Here is a 19883-nt window from a genome sequence, read left to right as displayed (position 1 = left end):
CGCCGGGCCGCCCCAAGGCGGCCTGCGGCCCCCTCGGGGGGCAGCGACCCACACGCAGTGGGGGAGCGTGGGGGCCAATTACCCTGCAGCGATCCGTTTCGACAGGTGCGCCAGCGCTTCCTCGACCTGGTCGACCAGGATCAGCGACAGGTCGCCGGGCTGCAGCCGGGCCAGGGCCGCGTCGATGGCGATGAATTCGCCGCGAATCTCGTCGATGAAGCGGGTGCGCTCCGCGCCCTCCAGCCCCTGCCGCAGCAGCGCCATGACCTCGCCGTCGGCGCGGCCGCGTTGCGCCGCATCCTGGTAGAGGATCACGTCGTCGAAGGCCTGGCCGAGGATCGCGGTCTGGTCGCGGATGTCGCAGTCGCGCCGGTCGCCGGCGCCGCTGATCACGACCGAGCGCTTCTTCGCCGGCATGGTGTCGACCGCGGCGACCAGCGCACGCATGGCGTCGGTGTTGTGGCCGTAGTCGGCGATCACGGTGGCGCCGCGGTAGTCCATCACGTTGAAGCGGCCGGGCACGCCGGCGGCGTCGTTCTTGAAGCTCGCGAGGCCGCTGCGGATCGTGTCCCAGTCCAGGCCTACGGCCCAGGCCGCGGCCACCGAGGCCATCACGTTGTCGACCTGGAAGCCGATGGTGCCGTTGCGCGTGATCTGCACGTCGCGCAGCGGAATGCGTTCGCGCCAGGAGCCTTCGGCGGCCACCACCGCGTCCTGGTCGACGTAGACGGTGCGCTTGCCCTGGGCGCGGTGCGTGGCCATCACCGGATGCGTGCGGTCGGCAGCGAAGAAGATCACGCTGCCGGGACAGGTGGTCGCCATCGCGGCCACGTTGGGGTCGGTGGCGTTGAGCACCGCGTAGCCGCCAGGCGCCACGTTGCGCACGATCACGCGCTTGAGCACGGCCAGGTCTTCGACGGTCGTGATGTAGTTCAGGCCGAGGTGGTCGCCGCTGCCGATATTGGTCACCACCGCCACCTGGCAGCGGTCGAAGCCCAGGCCTTCGCGCAGCACGCCGCCGCGCGCGACTTCGAACACCGCGGCATCGACGTCCGGATGCAGCAGCACGTTGCGCGCGCTCTTCGGGCCGCTGCAGTCGCCGCTGTCGGTCTGCCGGCCGTCGACGTAGACGCCATCGGTGTTGGTCATGCCGGTGCGCAATCCGCTGCCGGCGAGCAAATGGTTGATGAGGCGCGCGGTGGTGGTCTTGCCGTTGGTGCCGGTCACGGCGACCACCGGGATGCGGCCGTCGTCGCCGTGCGCGAACAGCGTGTCCATCACCGCCTCGCCGACCGCGCGCCCGCGGCCGAAAGAAGGCGAGATGTGCATCCGCAGGCCGGGCGCGGCATTGACCTCGACCACGCCGCCGTGCTGTTCCTCGAGCGGACGCAGCACGTTCTCGCAGACCATGTCGACGCCGCAGATGTGCAGGCCGACCATCTGGGCCGCATCGATCGCGCGTGCCGCCACTTCCGGGTGCACGGTGTCGGTCACGTCGGTGGCGGTGCCGCCGGTGGAGAGATTCGCGTTGTTGCGCAGCACCACGCGCTGGCCGAGCGTCGGCACGCTGTCGGGCTTCAGGCCCTGCGACTCGAGGCGGCCGATGGCGATGTCGTCGAGCCGGATCTTGGTCAGCGAGGTCGCGTGACCTTCGCCGCGGCGCGGGTCCTGGTTGACCCCTTCGACCAGTTCGCGGACCGACTTCACGCCATCGCCGATCACCTGCGGCGGATCGCGGCGGGCCGCGGCCACCAGCCGGTCGCCCACCACCAGCAGGCGGAAGTCGAAGCCGGGCAGGAACTTCTCGACCATGACCTCGCCGTAGACCGCGGCCGAGTCGTAGGCGGCGAGCAGTTGCTCCTGGGTCGTGATGTTGACCGTGACGCCCTTGCCCTGGTTGCCGTCCTGCGGCTTGACCACCACAGGCAGGCCGATTTCGAGCGCCGCGGCCCAGCCGTCGGCGGCGTCCGCCACCGGCCGGCCCAGCGGCACCGGCACGCCGGCCGCATTGAGGAGCTGCTTGGTGAGTTCCTTGTCCTGGGCGATTGCCTCGGCCACGCCGCTGGTGCTGTCGACCTCGGCGGCCTGGATGCGGCGCTGCTTCGAGCCCCAGCCGAACTGGACCAGGCTGCCGCGCGTGAGGCGGCGGTACGGAATGCCGCGTGCCACCGCCGCATCCACGATGGAGCCGGTGCTCGGCCCGAGGCGCTCGGATTCGTCGAGGTCGCGAAGCTCGGTGATGGCGGCGTTGGCGTCGAATTCGGTGCCGGCGTGGGCGGCGTCGATCAGGGCCCTGGCCAGCTCGAGCGCGCGCCGTCCGACGGCCTCCTCGCTGTACTGGAAGGCGACCTGGAAGACGCCGTCCTCGAGGGTGCGCGAGGTGTGGCCGAAATTCACCGGGCAGCCGGCCTGCGCCTGCAGGGCGATGGCGGCGTTCTCGAGCACGTGGGCCAGCGCCAGCGGCTGGCCCAGCACGATCGGGTGCAACTCGCCGATGGTCGGGAACAGCGCGCGCAGGCGGTCCTCGAAGCCCGGCAGGCGTTCGATCGCGGTGTCATCGCCCGTGCAGCGGACGATCGCCTCGATGCAGGTGTGGCGGCTCCAGAGATTGGGCCCGCGCAAGGCGCGGATGCGGGTGACTTCCATGGCGTGGGGTGCCGGCGGACCAGGGGTCCGGCCGGTCAGGCAAATTGTTGTTCGGGCGAGACAAGGGTCTGGGACAGCTGCAGCGACGCGAGCGCCGCCTGCAGGTCGGCTTCGAAGGCTTCGACGCCGGCACCGATCAGGTTCAGCGGGATGCCCAGCGCCCAGGCCGCGGCGACCGCGGCGAGCAGGCTGTCGAGGCTGACGCCGGCATGCGTGGCACGCCAGATGGTCAGCCGGCCGAGGCCGGGCAGGAAGGATTCGCTGCTGCCGTTGGCCAGCACCACGCGGTCCTGGCGCACGAGCACCGCCTTGCCGCCTTCGGCCTGGTGCTTGACCAGCGCCGCGGCCTGCGGGTCGGCGCAGTAGAGGATCACGTCGCCATCGCACAGCGGCGCCAGGCCGGCCACCCGCGGATCGGCGGCGTTGAGCACCGCGGTGCCTTCGGGCAGCACCACGTCGACCTGGGTGCGCAGCACCCTGACCATCTGGTCGCTGGCCGTGATGTCGAATTCGCCCAGCGCTTCGGCGCCTTCGAGGTCGGTCACGATGCCGACTTCGCAGCGGTCGTAGGCCAGGCCGTCGCGCAGGATGGTTTCGGCGCCGTTCTCGATCACCACCGCCTGCACGGCACGGTTCACGAGCAGCCGGTGGCCGGCTTCCCAGTGGGCGCTGTCGCGGGCATCGACCCGGCGCCGCTCGAGGAACAGGCCGTCCCGGCAGGCCAGGCCGGTGTGGCGGCCGCCGAGGCCGATCAGCCAGGCCACCAGGCGCGAGAGCACGGCGGTGTCCTGCGAGCCGGCGACGCCGACCACGGGGATGCGGCCGGGCGCGTCGTCCGGGAACAGGTGGTCGCAGATCGCGCGGCCCACGGGCCGCGGCGAGCCGACGGCCGGCTTCAGGTGCATCAGCAGGCCGGGGCCGGCGTTGACCTCGACGATCGCGCCGCCCTGCGGTCCGAGGGGTCGGGAGATGTCCTCCGCCACCAGGTCGACGCCGGCGATGTCCAGGCCGACCACGCGGGCGGCCAGCACGGCCGCATGGGCGACGTCGGAATGCACCTGGTCGGTGCAGTCGATCGCCATGTTGCCGTTGCGCTGGATCGTGACCACCCGGCCCGCGGCGGGCACGGCCGCGGCGTCCAGGTCCTGGCGCTTGAGCTCGAGCTGCAGCTTGGCGTCGGTGTCGACCACGATCACATCGAGCGGGAATTCCTCCTCGGCACCACGCCGCGGGTCGCTGTTGAGCTGGCTGTCGATCAGCTGGGCCACGGTCGAACTGCCGTCGCCGGTGACGGTGATGACCTCGCCGCGCGCGGCCGCGACCACCTGGCCGCCGACCACCAGCAGGCGGTGCTCGTAGCCGCGGATGAAGCGCTCGACCATCACGTCGCTGCCTTCGGGCTCGGCGATCGCGAAGGCGGCGATGACTTCCTCGCGCGTGTGGAGTTCGAGCGAAACGCCGCGGCCATGGTTGGCGTCCGAGGGCTTGACCGCCACCGGCAGCCCGATGTCCTCGGCGGCTTCCCAGGCTTCCTCGGCATTGGCCACCACCTGGCCTTCGGGCACCGGCACGCCGCAACTCGCGAGCAGCGACTTGGTGAGCTCCTTGTCGCTGGCGATCGATTCGCCGATGGCGCTGGTGTAGTCGGTCTCGGCGGTCCAGATGCGTTGCTGGTTGGCGCCGTAGCCGAGCTGGACCAGGTTGCCGCTGTTGAGCCTGAGATGCGGGATGCCGCGGTCGGTGGCGGCGCCCACGATGCAGGCAGTGCTCGGGCCGAGGTAGCAGTCCTCGACCTTGGCCTTGACCGCATCGACCGCGCGCTGCACGTCGGCGCTGCCGAACGGGTCGCCGTTGATCGCCGCCATGAGGAGGCGGTGGCCCTCGGCCAGCGCCACCCGGGCGACCTGCTCGTCGCGGGCCCTGAACACCATGCGGTAGACGCCGTGCTGCGAGGTGCTGCGGGTCTGACCGAAGCCGGTCGGCATGCCGGCCAGGTTCAGCAGCTCGATCACGACGTGCTCCAGCACGTGGCCGGCCCAAGTGCCTTCGGTCAGGCGCTGGATGAAGCCGCCGCGCTCGCCGACGCCGCAATGGTGCTCGATCAGGGCCGGAAGCAGCGTGGTCAGGCGCTCGGTGAAGCCGGGAATCGTGTTGGAAGGATGGTCCTCGAGCGCGCCGAGGTCGAGCCAGACTTCGAGCACGGGGCGGTAGGTCCAGAGGTTCGGGCCGCGCAAATAGTTGATGCGCAGCAGACGGATGTCGTCGAAACGGGTCATGAAAACGTTCGATGTGCTTTGGCCGAGCACCACGGCGCTTTCAAGCGCGCCCATGGCGATCAGTCAGAATCGGCGCCCGACGTGCGCCAGAAAGGGTCCGTCGGAGGGCCGGAAGTACAGAAACACAATGCAACATCAAGATCCATTCGGAGCCCCGGGGGGCGAAGCAGGGGAGGCCTCAGACGCTCTGAAAAGTCGGCTCTCAGTCGCGGAAAACGTTCTGGCGACCCTCCCGGTTGACCTCGATGAGGAACTTCGGTTTAAGTCCGGCCTGCTGGCGCTGACCGATCGCCGCCTGTTGGCCTGCAGCGCCGGGGGAATCTGGACCGAATGGCCGATTCCCTCGCCGGGGGGCCTGGAGCTCCAGTTTGGCGACCATGCCGGCGTCGGGACGCTCGATCTGCTGGACGACCGGGGCCGGCTGGCGCGCTGGCGCTACACCCTGGCCCAGCAGCCGGCAGCGCTGCGGCTGCAGAAACTGTTCGAGGCGAGGATTGAAGATGTCGCGCAGGCGACACCTTCGGGTGCCGACGCGGACGATGCGGCGCTCGGCGAACCGGAGCTCCAGGCCCCGCCCTCGACCTGGGTGCTGTTGCGCCTGGGCCGCTTCGCCAAGCCCTACCGCAAGCAGCTGATCACCGGGTTTCTACTGACCCTGGCATCGACCGCCGCGACCCTGGTGCCGCCCTACCTGACCATCCCGCTGATGGACGACATCCTGATCCCGTTCCAGAACGGGCAGCAGATCGCGGTCGCCAAGGTCGTGATGTTCCTCAGCGCGCTGCTGGCCGCGGCACTGGTCGGCTGGGCGCTGGGCTGGGCCCGCACCTACCTGCTGGCGCTGGTGTCGGAACGCATCGGCGCCGACCTGCGGACCACCACCTACGAACACTTGCTGACCTTGCCGCTCGATTACTTCGGCGGCAAGCGCACCGGCGACCTGATGGCGCGCATCGGCTCCGAGACCGACCGCATCAACGTCTTCCTGTCGCTGCACGCGCTCGACTTCCTGACCGACGTGCTGATGATCACGATGACCGCCGTGATCCTGTTCTCGATCAATCCGCTGCTGGCGGTGGTCACGCTGGTGCCGCTGCCGTTCATCGCCTGGATGATCCACGTGGTGCGCGACCGGCTGCGCACCGGCTTCGAGAAGATCGACCGGGTCTGGAGCGAGGTCACCAACGTGCTGGCGGACACCATTCCGGGCATCCGCGTGGTCAAGGCCTTCGCGCAGGAGCGGCGCGAGGCGAAGCGCTTCCACGCCGCCAACGTCTACAACCTGCAGGTCAACGACAAGCTCAACAAGACCTGGTCGCTGTTCACGCCCAGCGTCTCGCTGCTGACCGAGATCGGCCTGCTGGTGGTCTGGGGCTTCGGCATCTGGCAGGTGGCGCGCGGGCGCATCACGGTCGGCGTGCTGACCGCCTTCATCGCCTACATCGGGCGCTTCTACACCCGGCTCGATTCGATGAGCCGGATCGTCTCGGTGACGCAGAAGGCGGCCGCCGGCGCCAAGCGCATCTTCGACATCCTGGACCATGTGAGCAACGTGCCGGAGCCCGCGAACCCGGTGAAGGTGGAGCGCGTGCAGGGGCGCATCGAGATGGCCGACGTGGGCTTCCGCTACGGCAGCCGGGCGGTGATCCGCGACCTGGACCTGGTGATCGAGCCCGGCGAGATGATCGGCCTGGTGGGCCACAGCGGCTCGGGCAAGAGCACGCTGGTGAACCTGATCTGCCGCTTCTACGACGTCACCGACGGCGCCATCAAGGTCGACGGCACCGACATCCGCCGCTTCGCGGTGGCCGATTACCGGCGCCACGTCGGGCTGGTGCTGCAGGAGCCGTTCCTGTTCTTCGGCACCATCGCGCAGAACATCGCCTACGGCAAGCCCGACGCGACGCGCGAGGAGATCGTGGCCGCGGCCCGCGCAGCCCATGCGCACGACTTCATCCTGCGGCTCGCGCACGGCTACGACTCGCTGGTCGGCGAGCGCGGCCAGGGGCTCTCGGGCGGCGAGCGGCAGCGCATCAGCATCGCGCGTGCCTTGCTGATCGACCCGCGCATCCTGATCCTCGACGAGGCCACCTCCGCGGTCGACACCGAGACCGAGAAGGAGATCCAGAAGGCGCTCGACAACCTGGTGCAGGGACGCACCACGATCGCGATCGCGCACCGGCTCTCGACACTGCGCAAGGCCGATCGGCTGGTCGTGATGGACCGCGGCGAGATCGTCGAGGTCGGGCCGCACGACGCGCTGATGGAGAAGCAGGGCGCCTACTGGCGGCTCTACCAGGCCCAGCTTCGGCACGCCGACGACGAGAGCGCGGGGGCGGCGGCCGAGCGCGCCTCGGTGGCAATGGCGCTGGGCGGGCACGCGGCACATCCGGCGGGGGACGCATGAGCAACTTTCAACTCGAACGCGACGCCTTCGGCCGGCTGGTGCTGACGGACGACAGCGGCATGCGCCATGACGGCGTGCTGCCGGTGCGGGCCTTCCCGCTGACCGCGCCCGACGACGGCATCTCGCTGGTCGGTCTCGACGGCCGCGAGCTGGTCTGGATCGATCGCCTCGACCGGCTGCCCGAAGCCACGCGCGAGCTGCTCGGCCACGAGCTCGCGGCCCGGGACTTCGCGCCCACGCTGCTGAAGCTGCACAAGGTGTCGAGCTTCGGCGTGCCCAGCACCTGGACCGTCGACACCGACCGCGGCGAGACCCGCTTCGTGCTGAAGGCCGAGGAGGACATCCGCCGGCTCGAAGACGGTGCGCTGCTGATCGCCAGCGCGCACGGGGTGCAGTTCCGCATTCCCGACGTGAAGACGCTGGACCGCGGATCGCGCAAGTTGCTGGAGCGGTTCCTGTAGGGGCATCGACGCGTGGCTTTGGGGTGCATCAAATAGAATGAAGTGCATCAAATCCCTGAAAGTGCATCAGCCATGCGCACCACAGTCACGCTGGAAGACGACGCCTTCGAAATGGCCCAGGCCTATGCGCAGGCACGTGCCCTGAAGCTCGGACAAGCCATCTCCGAGCTGATCCGGCGCGGCGGCGGCGAACGCCTGCCGGTGCGCAAGAAGGCGGGCGTCTGGGTGTTCGACCTGTCGCCGGATGCCCCCCGTGTCACGAGCCGACAGGTCAAGGACCTGCTGGAAGACGCACCTTGAGCTGGCTGCTGGACGCCAATGCATTGATCGCATTGGGTTGGCCGGCGCACGAGCACCACGAGCGCATGATTCGCTGGTTCCAGCGCCATGCGCGCGACGGCTGGGCCACCACCGCGCTGACGCAGGCCGCTTTCGTGCGCGTGATCTCGCAGCCGGCGTTCTCGGGGCAGGCCATTTCAATCAGCGAGATCGCCGAAGTCATGCTGCGCAACACCGCGCATCCGAAGCATCGCTTCCTCGCGCTGGATTTCGGCATCGAGCAGGTGCTGGGCAGTTGCACCGGCGGCCTGCGCGGGCATCGGCAGATCACCGATGCCTGGCTCCTCACGCTGGCCATGCGCCATGGCGTGAGGCTGATCACCTTCGACGGCGGCATCTCGCAGCTGCTCGCCACCGCCGCCGAGCGGCAACGCCACATCAGGATTCCGGACTGACCCCATGCACACCACCGCCCTCGTCCTCTTCTCCGGTGGCCAGGACTCCACCACCTGCCTGGCCGATGCGCTTGCCAAGTACGAACGCGTGGAGACCATCGGCTTCGACTACGGCCAGCGCCATCGCGTCGAACTCGATGCGCGCCTCACGGTCCTGGCGCGCCTGCGCGAGCGCTTCCCCCAGTGGGCGCCGCGGCTCGGCGACGACCACATGCTCACGGTCGACGTGCTGGGCCAGGTCAGCGCCTCCTCGCTGACGCAGGACATCGCCTTCGAGATGCAGGCCAATGGCCTGCCCAATACCTTCGTGCCGGGGCGCAACCTGCTGTTCGTCACGCTGGCCGGCGCGCTCGCCTACCGGCGCGGCCTCGAGGTGATCGTCACCGGCGTCTGCGAGACGGATTTTTCGGGCTACCCCGATTGCCGCGACGACACCATGAAGGCGATGCAGATCGCGCTCTCGCTCGGCATGGACCGGCGTTTCGTGATCGAGACGCCGCTGATGTGGATCGACAAGGCGGCGACTTGGGGCCTGGCGCATCGGCTGGGCGGCAATGCCCTCGTCGAGCTGATCGTCGAAGACACCCACACCTGCTACCTCGGCGACCGCACGCAACGCCACGACTGGGGCTACGGCTGCGGCGCCTGCCCGGCCTGCGAGCTGCGCGCGCGGGGCTGGGAGCGCTACGTGGCTTCGACCTTGTAGCGCACGCCGCTGCCCTCGGGCTGCGGCACCAGCGTCCAGCGGCGCTGGTGGTGGTCGCCGACCGAGGCCCGGTGCGCGATCGACACCATCGCGCCGCCGGCGGCCTGCACCATGGCCGCCAATCGCTTGTAGAGCGTGGCCTCGCTGTCGGCGTCGAGCGCGCTGGTGGCCTCGTCCGCGAACAGCCAGGCGGGCTTGCGCAGCAGCACGCGCGCGATCGCCAGGCGTTGCTGCTCGCCGCCCGAGAGCTTCTGGCTCCAGGCATCGCGGTCGTCCAGCCGGCCCGCGAGATCGGGCAGCAGCGCATCGTTGAGCGCTTGCACCAGCTGCGCATCGCTGAACTCGCTCGCCGGCTGCGGATAGGCCAGCGCGTCGCGCAGCCGGCCGTCCGGCACGTAGGGCCGCTGCGGAATGAACATGGTGTTGTCGGGCATCGAGACCCGGCCCTTGGCGAAGGGCCAGATGCCGGCGAAGGCCCGGAACAGCGTCGACTTGCCGCTGCCCGAGGGGCCCTGCAGCATCACGGTGTCGCCCGGACGAACCGCCAGCGCGGCGCCGTCGATCAGGCGCGCGCCGTCGGGCAGCGTGACGCCGAAGCCATCTGCACGCAGGCCCTCGGCGTTGTCCGCGGGCGCGCGCTCGAGCGCGCTGGTCGCGCCCGCATTGGCCCGCATCGCGGCCTCGAATGAGCTCAGCCGGTCGGCCGTGGCGCGCCAGACGGCCACCCGGTCGTAGTTGTCGACGAACCAGCTCAGCGAGTCCTGCACCCGGCCGAAGGCCGAGTTGACCTGCATCAGCTGGCCGAGCTGGATCGCGCCGCTGAAGAAGCGCGGCGCCTGCACGATGAAGGCGAAGATCACCGAGGCCTGGCCGAACGACGCGGTGAAGGCGACCAGGTTCTTCTGCTTCCTGATCAGCTGCAGGTAGTTCTTCAGCACCGCGCCGAAGCGCAGCTGGAGCTGGACGTGCTCCACCTTCTCGCCGCGGTCCAGCGCGATCGCCTCGCTGTATTCGCGCACGCGCACCAGGTGATGCCGGAAGTCGGCCTCGTAGCGCTGCTGCTGGAAGTTCAGCCCGATCAGCGGCCGGCCTATGTAGTGCGTGATGACGGTGCCGGCCGCGCAGTAGGCCAGCGCGATCCAGACCATCGATCCGGGCACCGAGAAGGCGTGGCCGAACAGCGTGAAGTCCGCCACGCCGCTCAGGCCCCAGAGGATGCCGATGAAGCTCACCAGCGTGACCACTGCATTGAGCAGGCCCATCGACAGGGTCATCGTGTAGTCGGTGAAGATCTGCATGTCTTCCTGGATGCGCTGGTCGGGGTTGTCCGGCGTCTGGCCGTCCTGCTGGCCGTAGCGCGCCAGTTCGAGGCGGTAGAAGGTGCGGTCGGCCATCCAGCGTTGCAGGTAGCTGCGGGTCATCCAGGCGCGCCAGCGCAATTGCAGCAGCTGGGTCAGGTAGAACCTCAGGATCGCGATCGCGATGAAGCCGGCCGCGATCCAGCAGAAGAAGACGATCTCCTTCCAGAAGATCGCCTGGTCCTTGTTCTGCAGCGCGTCGTAGAAGCGCGCATACCACTGGTTGTTGAGCACCAGCATGTAGACCGCGCCGAGGTTGAGCGCCACGATGGCGGCCAGCAGCCCGCGCGCCATCCATTTCTCCTCGGACCTGAAGTAGGGCGAGGCCAGCGCGCCGATACGGCGCAGGGTGGAGAGCATGTGGGGCGAGCCGGTGGAAGTGGTCATGGCGTGGGAGTAGGTTCGCGCCTGGGTGCGGCGCGTTGCGTTCATCGTATCTCCGGCAGGCGCCGGATTCTTAAGCGGCGCTGAACGGCGTCATTTGCATGACAACGCACCAATTTGTCATCGACGCGCCACCGCGTTGACAAATGCCTGTCATATCCGCTGCCGATGATCCAGGGCTGCCGCGCACCGGCGCGCGCCTTTCTCTTTTTGCGTCTTTCCGTATCCCCCTGAGGAATCCATCCATGTTGCGTCGCACCTTCCAGAGCCTCCTGCCCGCCGTCCTGCTGACCCTCGGCGTCGGCGCCGCCGCGCAGGGCCGCACCGAGCTGCTGGTCTACACCGCGCTCGAGGCCGACCAGGTCCAGGCCTACAAGGCGGCCTTCGAGAAGGACAACCCTTCGATCGAGTTGAAGTTCGTGCGCGATTCGACCGGCATCGTCACCGCCAAGCTGCTGGCCGAGAAGGCCAATCCGCAGGCCGACGTGGTCTGGGGCCTGGCCGCCACCTCGCTGATGCTGCTCGACAAGGAGGGCATGCTGCAGCCCTACGCGCCCAAGGGCCTGGAAGCCATCAAGCCGACCATGCGCGACAGCGCCAATCCGCCCAAGTGGGTCGGCATGGATGTCTGGTCGTCGGCGATCTGCTTCAACACCGCCGAGGCGCAGAAGAAGAACCTGCCCAAGCCGACGAGCTGGGCCGACCTGACGAACCCGGTCTACAAGGGCCAGATCACGATGCCGAACCCGGCCGCCTCGGGCACCGGCTACCTCATGGTGTCGGGCTGGATCCAGATGATGGGCGAGCCCAAGGCGTGGCAGTTCATGGACGCGCTGCACCAGAACATCGGCATCTACAGCCAGTCCGGCAGCAAGCCCTGCCGCCAGGCCGGCGCCGGCGAGTTCGCGCTCGGCATGTCCTTCGAATACCGCGCCAACAAGACCAAGCGCGACGGCGCGCCGATCGACATCGTGCTGCCCAAGGAAGGCCTGGGCTGGGACATGGAGGCCACCGGCGTTATGAAGACGACCAAGAAGCCGGAGGCCGCCAAGGCCCTGGCCGACTGGGCCGTGACCAGGCAGGCCAACGAGCTCTATGCCAAGAACTTCGCGGTGCTGGCGCTGCCGGGCATCCAGGAGAAGCTGGAATTCGTGCCGGGCGACGTCGAGAAGCTGCTGGCCAAGAACGACTTCGACTGGGCCGCCGCCAACCGCGACCGCATCCTGACCGAATGGTCGAAGCGCTACGAATCGAAGTCGGAAAAGAAGGCACCGCCGCAGTAAGCCCTCCCGCATGACGTCTTATCTTTCCCTGCGCGGCATCGGCAAGTCCTTCGGCGCCAGCCGCGTGCTCGACGGCATCGACCTGGACGTCGAGCCCGGCGAATTCGTCTGCCTGCTCGGGCCCTCGGGCTGCGGCAAGACCACGCTGCTGCGCATCGTCTGCGGCATCGAGCGCGCCGACCGCGGCCAATTGTTGCTCAATGGCCAGGACATCGCCGGCCTGCCGCCGGCGGCGCGCGGCTTCGGCGTGGTGTTCCAGTCCTATGCGCTGTTTCCCAACCTCACGGCGGCGCAGAACATCGCCTACGGCCTGCATCCGACCGGCGCCCTGGCGCGCGAGATGGCCAGGCGCTCGCGCGAAATGCTCGATCTCGTCGGCCTGGCGGCCCATGCCGACAAGTACCCGGTGCAGCTGTCGGGCGGCCAGCAGCAGCGCGTGGCGCTGGCCCGCGCGCTGGCGCCCAATCCGCGGCTGCTGCTGCTCGACGAGCCCCTGTCCGCGCTCGATGCGCAGGTGCGCGCCAGCCTGCGCGGCGAGATCCGCGCGCTGCAGAAGCGCCTCGGCATCGTCACCATCATGGTCACGCACGACCAGGAGGAAGCGTTGTCGATGGCCGATCGCGTGGTGCTGATGCACGACGGCCGCATCGAGCAGGCCGGGTCGCCCGGCGAGCTCTACCACCGGCCGCGCACCCGCTTCGTCGCCAGCTTCGTCGGCCGCATGAACATGCTGCCCGCCACCGTGCTGGCGGGCGACCGCGTGCGGGTGCGCGACAGCGAGCTGCACTGCGCGCCCGGCGCACTGCAGGTGGGTGCGCAGGCCACCGTCGGCATTCGGCCCGAGCACGTGGTGGTCCGGCGCTTCGGCGACGGCCTGGGCGCCAACAGCTTCGCCGCCCGCCTGCTCGATACCGAGTTCCTCGGCAACCGCACTGCGGTGCGGCTGGCCTGCGAACCGCTCGGCATCGAGATCGAGGCCGAGCTGCCACCCGATCACCGGACGGGCGAGCCCCTGGTGCCCAGCAGCATGGTGCACATCGAGCTGCCGCAGCACGCGCTGTCGGTGCTGGCGCATTGAGCGCCGCTTTCGACCGCGAGCGCTGGCTGACCGGCGCCGGGCTGCTGCTCGCGCTCACGATCCTGGTCGTGATCGTCGCGCTGCCGGTGGCCGCACTGGTGGGGCAGAGCTTCTTCGACCGCGCCGGCGCCTTCGTCGGCCTGGCGAACTTCGCCCGTTACCTCGACAACCCCGCGCTGGTCCAGTCGGCCTTCAACAGCGTCTGGCTGGCGGCGCTCAGCGCCGTGCTGTGCACCGCCATCGCCTATGTCTACGCCTACGGGCTCACGCTCGCGTGCATGCGCGGCAAGGGCCTGCTGCGCGCGATCGCGCTGCTGCCGCTCTTGGCGCCTTCGCTGCTGCCGGCGATCAGCCTGATCTACCTGTTCGGCAACCAGGGCGTGTTCAAGGACTGGCTCGGCGGGGTCTCGATCTACGGCCCGCTGGGCATCGTGCTGGGTTCGGTCTTCTGGACCCTGCCGCATGCGCTGCTGATCCTCACCACCGCGATGGCGACCTCCGACGGCCGGCTCTACGAGGCCGCGCAGACGCTGGGCGCCTCGCGCTGGCGCATCTTCCGCACGGTGACGCTGCCGGCCTCGCGCTACGGGCTGATCGTGGCCGGCATGGTGGTCTTCGTGCTGGTCATCACCGACTTCGGCGTGCCCAAGGTGGTGGGCGGCCAGACCGGCGTGCTGGCCACCGACATCTACAAGCAGGTGGTCGGCCAGCAGAACTTCCAGATGGGCGCGGTGGTGGGCTTCGTGCTGCTGATCCCGGCGCTGCTGTCCTTCCTGGTGGAGCGGCGCGTGCGCCGGCGGCAGGCGGCGGTGCTGTCGGCGCGCGCCACGCCGCACCGCCCCGAGCCGGTGCCGGTGCGCGACCGCGCGCTGTTCGCCGCCTGCCTGCTGATTGCCGCGGCCATCCTCGGGATGATCGGCATGGCGGTGTTCGCCTCGCTCGCCACCTACTGGCCCTACCAGCTCGCGCCGTCTTTCAGGAACTACGACTTCGGCAACATGGACGGCGGCGGCTGGGCCAGCTACTTCAACTCGCTGCAGCTCGGGCTGGGCGCCGCGGCGGCCGGCGCCGTCGCGACCTTCCTCTCGGCCTACCTGGTCGAGAAGCCGCGCCGCTTCGGCCTGCTGCGCGAGGCGCTGAACCTGTTGGCGAACCTGCCGCTCGCGGTGCCGGGCCTGGTGCTGGGCGTGGGCTACATCTTCTTCTTCAATTCGCCTTCGAATCCGCTGCGCGGGCTCTATGGCGGCATGGCGATCCTGATCGTCTGCACGGTCGCGCATTTCTTCTCGGTCGCCCACCTGACGTCGCTCACCGCGCTGCGCCAGCTCGATCGCGAATACGAACTGGTGGCCGAATCGATGGGAGTGCCTTTCTGGCGCACGCTGTGGCGGGTGCACCTGCCGGTGGCGCTGCCCACGGTGCTGCAGGTCGGCGGCTACTTCTTCGTCAACGCGTTGACGACCGTCTCGGCGGTGGTGTTCCTGTACTCGCCGCAGACCACGCTGGCTGCGGTCGCGGTGCTCAACATGGACGATGCCGGCGACGTCGCGCCGGCAGCGGCGATGGCTTCCCTGATCATGCTCACGGCCGCGCTCGGCCGCGGCCTGTTCGCGCTGGCCGGGCGGGCCGCCTTGGCGCGGACCCAGGGCTGGCGCAGCCGCTAGGGCCTCGGCCGCGCCCCGCGCCCCGTGGACCGTTGCAGGTCCACGGGGCGTTTTTCATGGGATCACACGTCGCTGAGCCCCATCGCCGGGTCGCTCACGCCGTGCTTGCCGGTCTCTACCCGACCGGCGAAGCGGCGGTAGTAGCTGGCATCGGCGTCCCAGGTCACGGCGAAGTCGTACCACTGGCCGCTGGCCGCCAGGTCCCAGTGCTGCTCGACCGTGGCGCCGCCGGCGACGGCCGCATTCCACGGACCGTCGTCGCGGTAGGCCTTGGCGCGGATCGTGAACTTCGCGCTGCGCTTGCCGCTGTTCGCCATGCTCAGGTAGACATTGCCGTTGGCGATGTCGTAGCACACGCGCACCTCGGGGATGGCCGCGTCGCCGGCGCGCAGCCGGTTCAGGTCACCCTTGAACTCGCGGTGGAAGCCATTGGGGCCGAGCACCCACAGGTCATAGAGGCCGGCGTTGTCGGTGGTCGCGTTCCAGCTGTCGTCGAGCGTCTTGCCGGCCTCCACCATGTAGCGGCGCGGCAGGCGGTCGAGGTTGAGCTTGTCGTAGACATGGAACACGGCGGCGGCCTTGCCGGTGTTGGAGAACAGCAGTTGCACCGTGCCGTTGACCGCGTCGCTGCGCGCGCTCGTGTGCAACTCGTAGGGCAGGGCGCGCGAGGGTCGGGTACCGCTGGCCTGGCGCGGCAGCTGCGCATTGACCGGCGGCACGATCTGGGCCAGTGCCTGTTGCTGGGCCCGCAGCGCATCCGCATCGGTCTTGCTCTTGCGGCCCGCGAGCACCGGCAAGGCCTCGTTGTTGGGGTTGGCGAAATTGAAGGCGCTCGTCAGGTCGCCGCAGACCGCGCGCCGGAAGGCGCCGATGTTGGGCTCCTTCACGCCGAAGCGCTGCTCCAGGAAGCGCAGCACCGAGGTGTGGTCGAAGACCTGCGAGTTGACCCAGCCGCCGCGGCTCCAGGGCGACACCACGTACATCGGCACGCGCACGCCCGGACCGTAGACGCGGCCGTCCGGAGCCGGCTGCGAGGTGGTGCCGGGCGGGCTCGGGTGCGTGAAGCGTTCGATGGCGATGTCCGCGTCGGGCAGCGTGGTCTTGCCGGCCGCGCTGCCATCGGGGTTGAGCGAGGGCGCCGACGGCGAGGGCACGTGGTCGAAGTAGCCGTCGTTCTCGTCGAAGTTGATCAGCAGCACGGTCTTGCTCCAGACGTCGGGCACCGCGGTCAGCGCGTCGAGCGTCTGCTGGATGTACCAGGCTCCCTGCACCGGGCTCGAGGGTCCGGGGTGCTCGGAGTAGGTGGCCGGCGCGATGATCCACGAGACCTGCGGCAGCTTGCCGTTCACCACATCGAGGCGGAACTGCTCGAGGAAGCCACCGTCCGGCATCGTGTTGGCAATGCCCTTGTAGAGCGGATTGCCGGTGTCGTCGCTGGCCGGATCGTAGGCCGGCGAGGCGGCGGAGTTGCTGACCGGCTTGCCCGAATCCTCGTTCGCCTTGCGGTACTGCTTGAAGCCGGCGAGCGGGTTGTCGGTGTAGTTGTCCGGCATGAACTGGTAGACCATCCAGCTCACCTTGGCCTCCTGCAGGCGCTCGGGATAGGTCTTCCACTCGAAGCCCGTGGTCGACGGACCGATGTCGTCCAACTCGTTCACCACCGAGGCCACGTTGGCGCCGGTCGGTCCGTTGGTGCCGGTCCAGTGGAACAGTCGGTTGGAATTGGTGCCGGTGTGCATCGCGCAGTGGTAGGCGTCGCACAGCGTGAAGGCATTGGCCAGCGCGAACTGGAAGGGCAGCTCGGCCTCCTTGAAGTAGCCCATCGACGCGGTGTTCTTGTAGCGCGGCCACTGGTCCATGCGGCCGCCGTCCCAGGCATTCTGGCCGTCGTTCCAGGAGTGCGGCGTGCCGCTCACGCGCTGCGCGTTGCCCTTGCTGCCGTCGAGGTGGTAGGGAAGGATCGGCTTGCCGTTGGCGTCGCTCTGCTGCCAGACGTTCAGCCCCTTCGGCAGCGGGATCGGGAAGCGGTCGCCGAAGCCGCGGATGCCGGCGAGCGTGCCGAAGTAGTGGTCGAAGGAGCGGTTCTCCTGCATCAGGATCACCACGTGCTCGACGTCCTTCAGGGTGCCGGTCTTGTTGTTGGCGGGGATCGCCAGCGCGCGCCGGATGCTGGGCGGAAAGGCCGAGAGCGCGGCGGCGGCGGCGCCGGTGGTGGCGGTGTGGGTGAGGAACTTGCGGCGTGAGGTCATGGTTGATGTCGTGCTGGGAGAGTTCAGGGCGCGCAGCGCAGCTCGGGCTTGGTTGCGGTGTCGGGCGTGGTGGCGACGGGCGTCTCGCCGCTGCCCGTGGCGGGCGTAGTGCCGCCGCTCGGGAGGCCGGTGGAGATTCCGCCGCCGCTGCTGCCGCCGCCGCAGGCGGCGAGGCTGCAGGCGACGATCAAGGCGGCCGCGAGGGCCATGCGCGGGCGGCGCGCACGCTGTCGCGGAAGGGGAAAAGAGGGCATGAAAAGTCCTTGTGGCTCGGGTTGCGAAAAGCTCGGGGTCGAGCGGAATGGCGCCGGGTCGGACGAACGCGCAGGACGGCGTGGCCGACCCAAGGCGCGCCGTGAAGACAGGGCGCGCGTCGGCCGGGCAACTTTAGGAAGAGGGCGTTACACCCGAGTGAACCGGCGATGACGCCGGCATGGCGAAAGCGTGACGCGCGCTCGGCGCGCGCGGCTCAGGCCGAGGGGCGCTCAGCGCGGATTGCTGATGCCGCTGGCGACGTGCCCCGAGGGCACATGGCGCGCGGCCGCATCGACGTGGCCGGTCTGGTCGTCGAAGAAGAAGTCGGGCTCGAACTCGCGCAGGAACTCGCCCTTGGGAAGGCCGCCGAGAAACATCGCCTCGTCGACCTTGATATTCCAGTTCATCAGCGTTCGGATCGCGCGCTCGTGCGCCGGCGCGCTGCGCGCGGTGACCAGCGCGGTGCGGATGCGCATGACGGGGCTGCTGGCCTGCTGCAACCGATGCAGCGCCGCCAGCAGCGGCTTGAACGGCCCTTCGGGCAGCGGCATTCCGGCCTTGGAGGACTCGTGCAGCTGGAAGGCATCGAGCCCCTCGGCCTGGAAGACGCGCTCGGCCTCGTCGCTGAACAGCACGGCATCGCCGTCGAAGGCGATGCGGACTTCGTTCGGATAGGCGTCGCTCGCGTGCACCGACTCGACCAACACGCGCGCCGCAGGAAAGCCGGCGACCAGCGCCTCGCGCACGTCATCGGCGTTGACCGACAGGAAGAGGTGGGCGCGCAGCGGCCGCAGGTAGCCGAAAGGCGGCCGGCCCTGCGTGAACACGCCGCGCTGCAGCGAGATGCCGTTGGCCACGCCCGAGCGGAACACGCGCATGCCCGACACCGGGTCGTTGCGCGACAGGATCACCACCTCGACCCGCTGCTGGCCGTCGTCATTGAAGCGCAGCAGCTTGCGCACCAGCGAGTAGGCGATGCCGGGCCGGGCCGGTACGTCGAGCCGTTCGAGCTGCAGCTTCATGTAGCCGGCGTCGTCACCGGATTCGAAGATGCGGTTTTCTTCCTCAAGATTGAAGAGGGCCCGCGAGGAGATTGCGACCACCAGCTTGTCGTCCAGGGAGACCGCCATGGGCTACTTCACGAATTGGTTCAATTGGATGATCGGCATCAGCACCGCCAGCACGATCAGCATCACGACGCCACCCATCGCGACGATCAGCAGYGGCTCGAGGATGGTCGCCAGGTGCATCGCCCGGCGCTGCACTTCGGCGCCCAGCTGGTTGGCCGCGCGCTGCAGCATCAGCGGCAGGGTGCCGGTCTGCTCGCCGAGGCGCGCGAACATCGAGACGATGCCGGGAAAGCGCTTCTTCTGCGCCAGCGCGGAGGCCAGCGGCGCGCCTTCGCGCACCAGCACCAGGGCGTCGAGCGCATCGGCACGCATCGCGCTGTTGCTGAGCGTCTCGGAGGCGGCCTGCAGTGCGCGCAGGATCGGCACGCCTGCGGTCGCCAGCATCGCCAGCGTGCTGGCGAAGCGCGCCGCGTTGTAGCCGCGGGCCAGCTTGCCGACCAGCGGCAGGTTGAGCCAGGCGGCGTCGAAGCGCTCGCGGATCGCGGCGCGCGCCAGCGCCATGCGGGCCGCGATCACGCCCAGCACGATCACGATCAATGCCAGCCAGCCGTAGTTGCGCACCAGCGCGCTGAGGCCGAGCATGCCGACCGTGAGGATCGGCAGTGCGCGCTTGGTGCCGGCAAACACGTTGGCCACCTGCGGCACCACGTAGCTCACGAGGAAGATCACGATCACGATCGCGACCAGCGTCACGATCGCCGGATAGACTGCCGCGCCGACCAGCTTCTGCTGCAGCGCCTGGCGCTGTTCGAGGTCGTCGGCAAGGCGCTCGAGCACCAGGCCCAGGTTGCCGCTCTGCTCGCCGGCGCCGATCACGGCGGTGTAGATCGGCGAGAACTCGCGCGGGTGCTGGCTGAGTGCACGGCCGAACGGAGAGCCGGCATTGACCTCGGCACGCAGCGAGGCGACCAGATTGCGCTGTTCTTCGGTCTCGGCCTCGTCGGTCAGAGCGGTCAAGGCGCGTTCCAGCGACAGGCCCGAGGACACCAGCCCCGCGATCTGCCGCGTCCAGACCGCCAGCGTGGTCGAGTTGAAGACCCGTCCGCCGCCGTACAGCCGGCGCCAGCCGCCGACCGCGGGCACGCCGCTCTCGACGCTGCCGACGGTCGTCAGGGCCAGCGGAATCAGCGCCTGGGCGCGCAGCATGCCGCGTGCGGCGCGCGCGGTGTCGGCCTCGACCACGCCCTTGCGGGCCTGGCCTTGGGAATCGATGGCTTCGAAGGAGTAGGCAGGCATGAGGACCGTCAGCAGA

General features: G+C 69.3%; 15 protein-coding genes. 8 read left to right on the top strand and 7 right to left on the bottom strand.

From position 1 onward, the window contains the following. Positions 1-78: 78 nt before the first annotated feature. Both cphA and AC1D2O_RS10215 read right to left on the bottom strand, forming a co-directional pair. On the bottom strand, positions 79-2646 hold the full coding sequence (gene cphA, locus AC1D2O_RS10220; RefSeq protein WP_478085707.1) for a cyanophycin synthetase: 2568 nt from the start codon (positions 2644-2646) through the stop codon (positions 79-81). 35 nt (positions 2647-2681) lie between these two features. Further along, positions 2682-4922, bottom strand: a complete 2241-nt coding sequence (locus tag AC1D2O_RS10215; protein ID WP_478156896.1) for a cyanophycin synthetase — start codon at positions 4920-4922, stop codon at positions 2682-2684. 127 nt (positions 4923-5049) lie between these two features. Between AC1D2O_RS10215 and AC1D2O_RS10210 the strand changes: the two genes are divergently transcribed. From AC1D2O_RS10210 to queC, 5 genes are all read left to right on the top strand, one after another. Next, on the top strand, positions 5050-7329 hold the full coding sequence (locus tag AC1D2O_RS10210) for a cyanophycin metabolism-associated ABC transporter (protein WP_478156894.1): 2280 nt from the start codon (positions 5050-5052) through the stop codon (positions 7327-7329). Continuing rightward, positions 7326-7790, top strand: a complete 465-nt coding sequence (locus tag AC1D2O_RS10205; protein ID WP_478085703.1) for a cyanophycin metabolism-associated DUF1854 family protein — start codon at positions 7326-7328, stop codon at positions 7788-7790. The genes AC1D2O_RS10210 and AC1D2O_RS10205 overlap by 4 nt, the downstream gene beginning before the upstream one ends. 72 nt (positions 7791-7862) lie before the next feature. Further along, positions 7863-8090 carry a hypothetical protein gene (locus tag AC1D2O_RS10200; RefSeq protein ID WP_478085702.1) on the top strand — a complete coding sequence of 76 codons (228 nt, stop codon included), beginning with the start codon at positions 7863-7865 and terminating at the stop codon, positions 8088-8090. Further along, entirely contained in the window at positions 8087-8524 is a 438-nt protein-coding gene (locus tag AC1D2O_RS10195; protein ID WP_478156892.1) for a TA system VapC family ribonuclease toxin, read from the top strand. The genes AC1D2O_RS10200 and AC1D2O_RS10195 overlap by 4 nt, the downstream gene beginning before the upstream one ends. Before the next feature lie 4 nt (positions 8525-8528). Next, positions 8529-9230 (top strand): 7-cyano-7-deazaguanine synthase QueC, encoded by a 702-nt coding sequence (gene queC / locus AC1D2O_RS10190; RefSeq protein ID WP_478085699.1) that lies wholly within the window; start codon positions 8529-8531, stop codon positions 9228-9230. Here queC and AC1D2O_RS10185 read toward each other — a convergent pair. Next, positions 9209-10975, bottom strand: coding sequence for an ABC transporter ATP-binding protein/permease (locus tag AC1D2O_RS10185; RefSeq protein ID WP_478085698.1), 1767 nt, complete (start codon positions 10973-10975; stop codon positions 9209-9211). The two genes, queC and AC1D2O_RS10185, sit on opposite strands and share 22 nt — an antisense overlap. A 242-nt stretch (positions 10976-11217) precedes the next feature. On the opposite strand from AC1D2O_RS10185, the gene AC1D2O_RS10180 reads away from it, so the two are divergent. The 3 genes from AC1D2O_RS10180 to AC1D2O_RS10170 are packed head-to-tail and all read left to right on the top strand — an operon-like array spanning position 11218 to position 14997. Beyond that, positions 11218-12255, top strand: coding sequence for a putative 2-aminoethylphosphonate ABC transporter substrate-binding protein (locus tag AC1D2O_RS10180; protein WP_478085697.1), 1038 nt, complete (start codon positions 11218-11220; stop codon positions 12253-12255). 10 nt (positions 12256-12265) lie between these two features. Next, on the top strand, positions 12266-13333 hold the full coding sequence (locus AC1D2O_RS10175; RefSeq protein WP_478085695.1) for an ABC transporter ATP-binding protein: 1068 nt from the start codon (positions 12266-12268) through the stop codon (positions 13331-13333). After that, positions 13330-14997 carry a putative 2-aminoethylphosphonate ABC transporter permease subunit gene (locus AC1D2O_RS10170; RefSeq protein ID WP_478085694.1) on the top strand — a complete coding sequence of 556 codons (1668 nt, stop codon included), beginning with the start codon at positions 13330-13332 and terminating at the stop codon, positions 14995-14997. Before AC1D2O_RS10175 ends, AC1D2O_RS10170 begins: the two co-directional genes overlap by 4 nt. A 62-nt stretch (positions 14998-15059) precedes the next feature. On the opposite strand, the gene AC1D2O_RS10165 is transcribed toward AC1D2O_RS10170, so the two are convergent. From AC1D2O_RS10165 to gspF, 4 genes are all read right to left on the bottom strand, one after another. Continuing rightward, positions 15060-17246 carry a phosphocholine-specific phospholipase C gene (locus AC1D2O_RS10165; protein WP_478085692.1) on the bottom strand — a complete coding sequence of 729 codons (2187 nt, stop codon included), beginning with the start codon at positions 17244-17246 and terminating at the stop codon, positions 15060-15062. Between the two features lie 23 nt (positions 17247-17269). Then, the gene (locus AC1D2O_RS10160) at positions 17270-17500 is read right to left on the bottom strand and encodes a hypothetical protein (protein ID WP_478085691.1); all 231 of its coding nucleotides are present in this window, start codon (positions 17498-17500) and stop codon (positions 17270-17272) included. Between the two features lie 231 nt (positions 17501-17731). Further along, entirely contained in the window at positions 17732-18631 is a 900-nt protein-coding gene (locus AC1D2O_RS10155) for a 5'-nucleotidase (RefSeq protein ID WP_478156890.1), read from the bottom strand. Positions 18632-18634: 3 nt separating this feature from the next. Then, positions 18635-19867 carry a type II secretion system inner membrane protein GspF gene (gene gspF / locus AC1D2O_RS10150; RefSeq protein WP_478093404.1) on the bottom strand — a complete coding sequence of 411 codons (1233 nt, stop codon included), beginning with the start codon at positions 19865-19867 and terminating at the stop codon, positions 18635-18637. Positions 19868-19883 lie beyond the last annotated feature (16 nt).

This window comes from Variovorax sp. P1_G12 (assembly GCF_056405555.1).
Note: the sequence above shows the minus strand (reverse complement) of the source record. Positions and strands in the feature narration are given on the sequence as shown.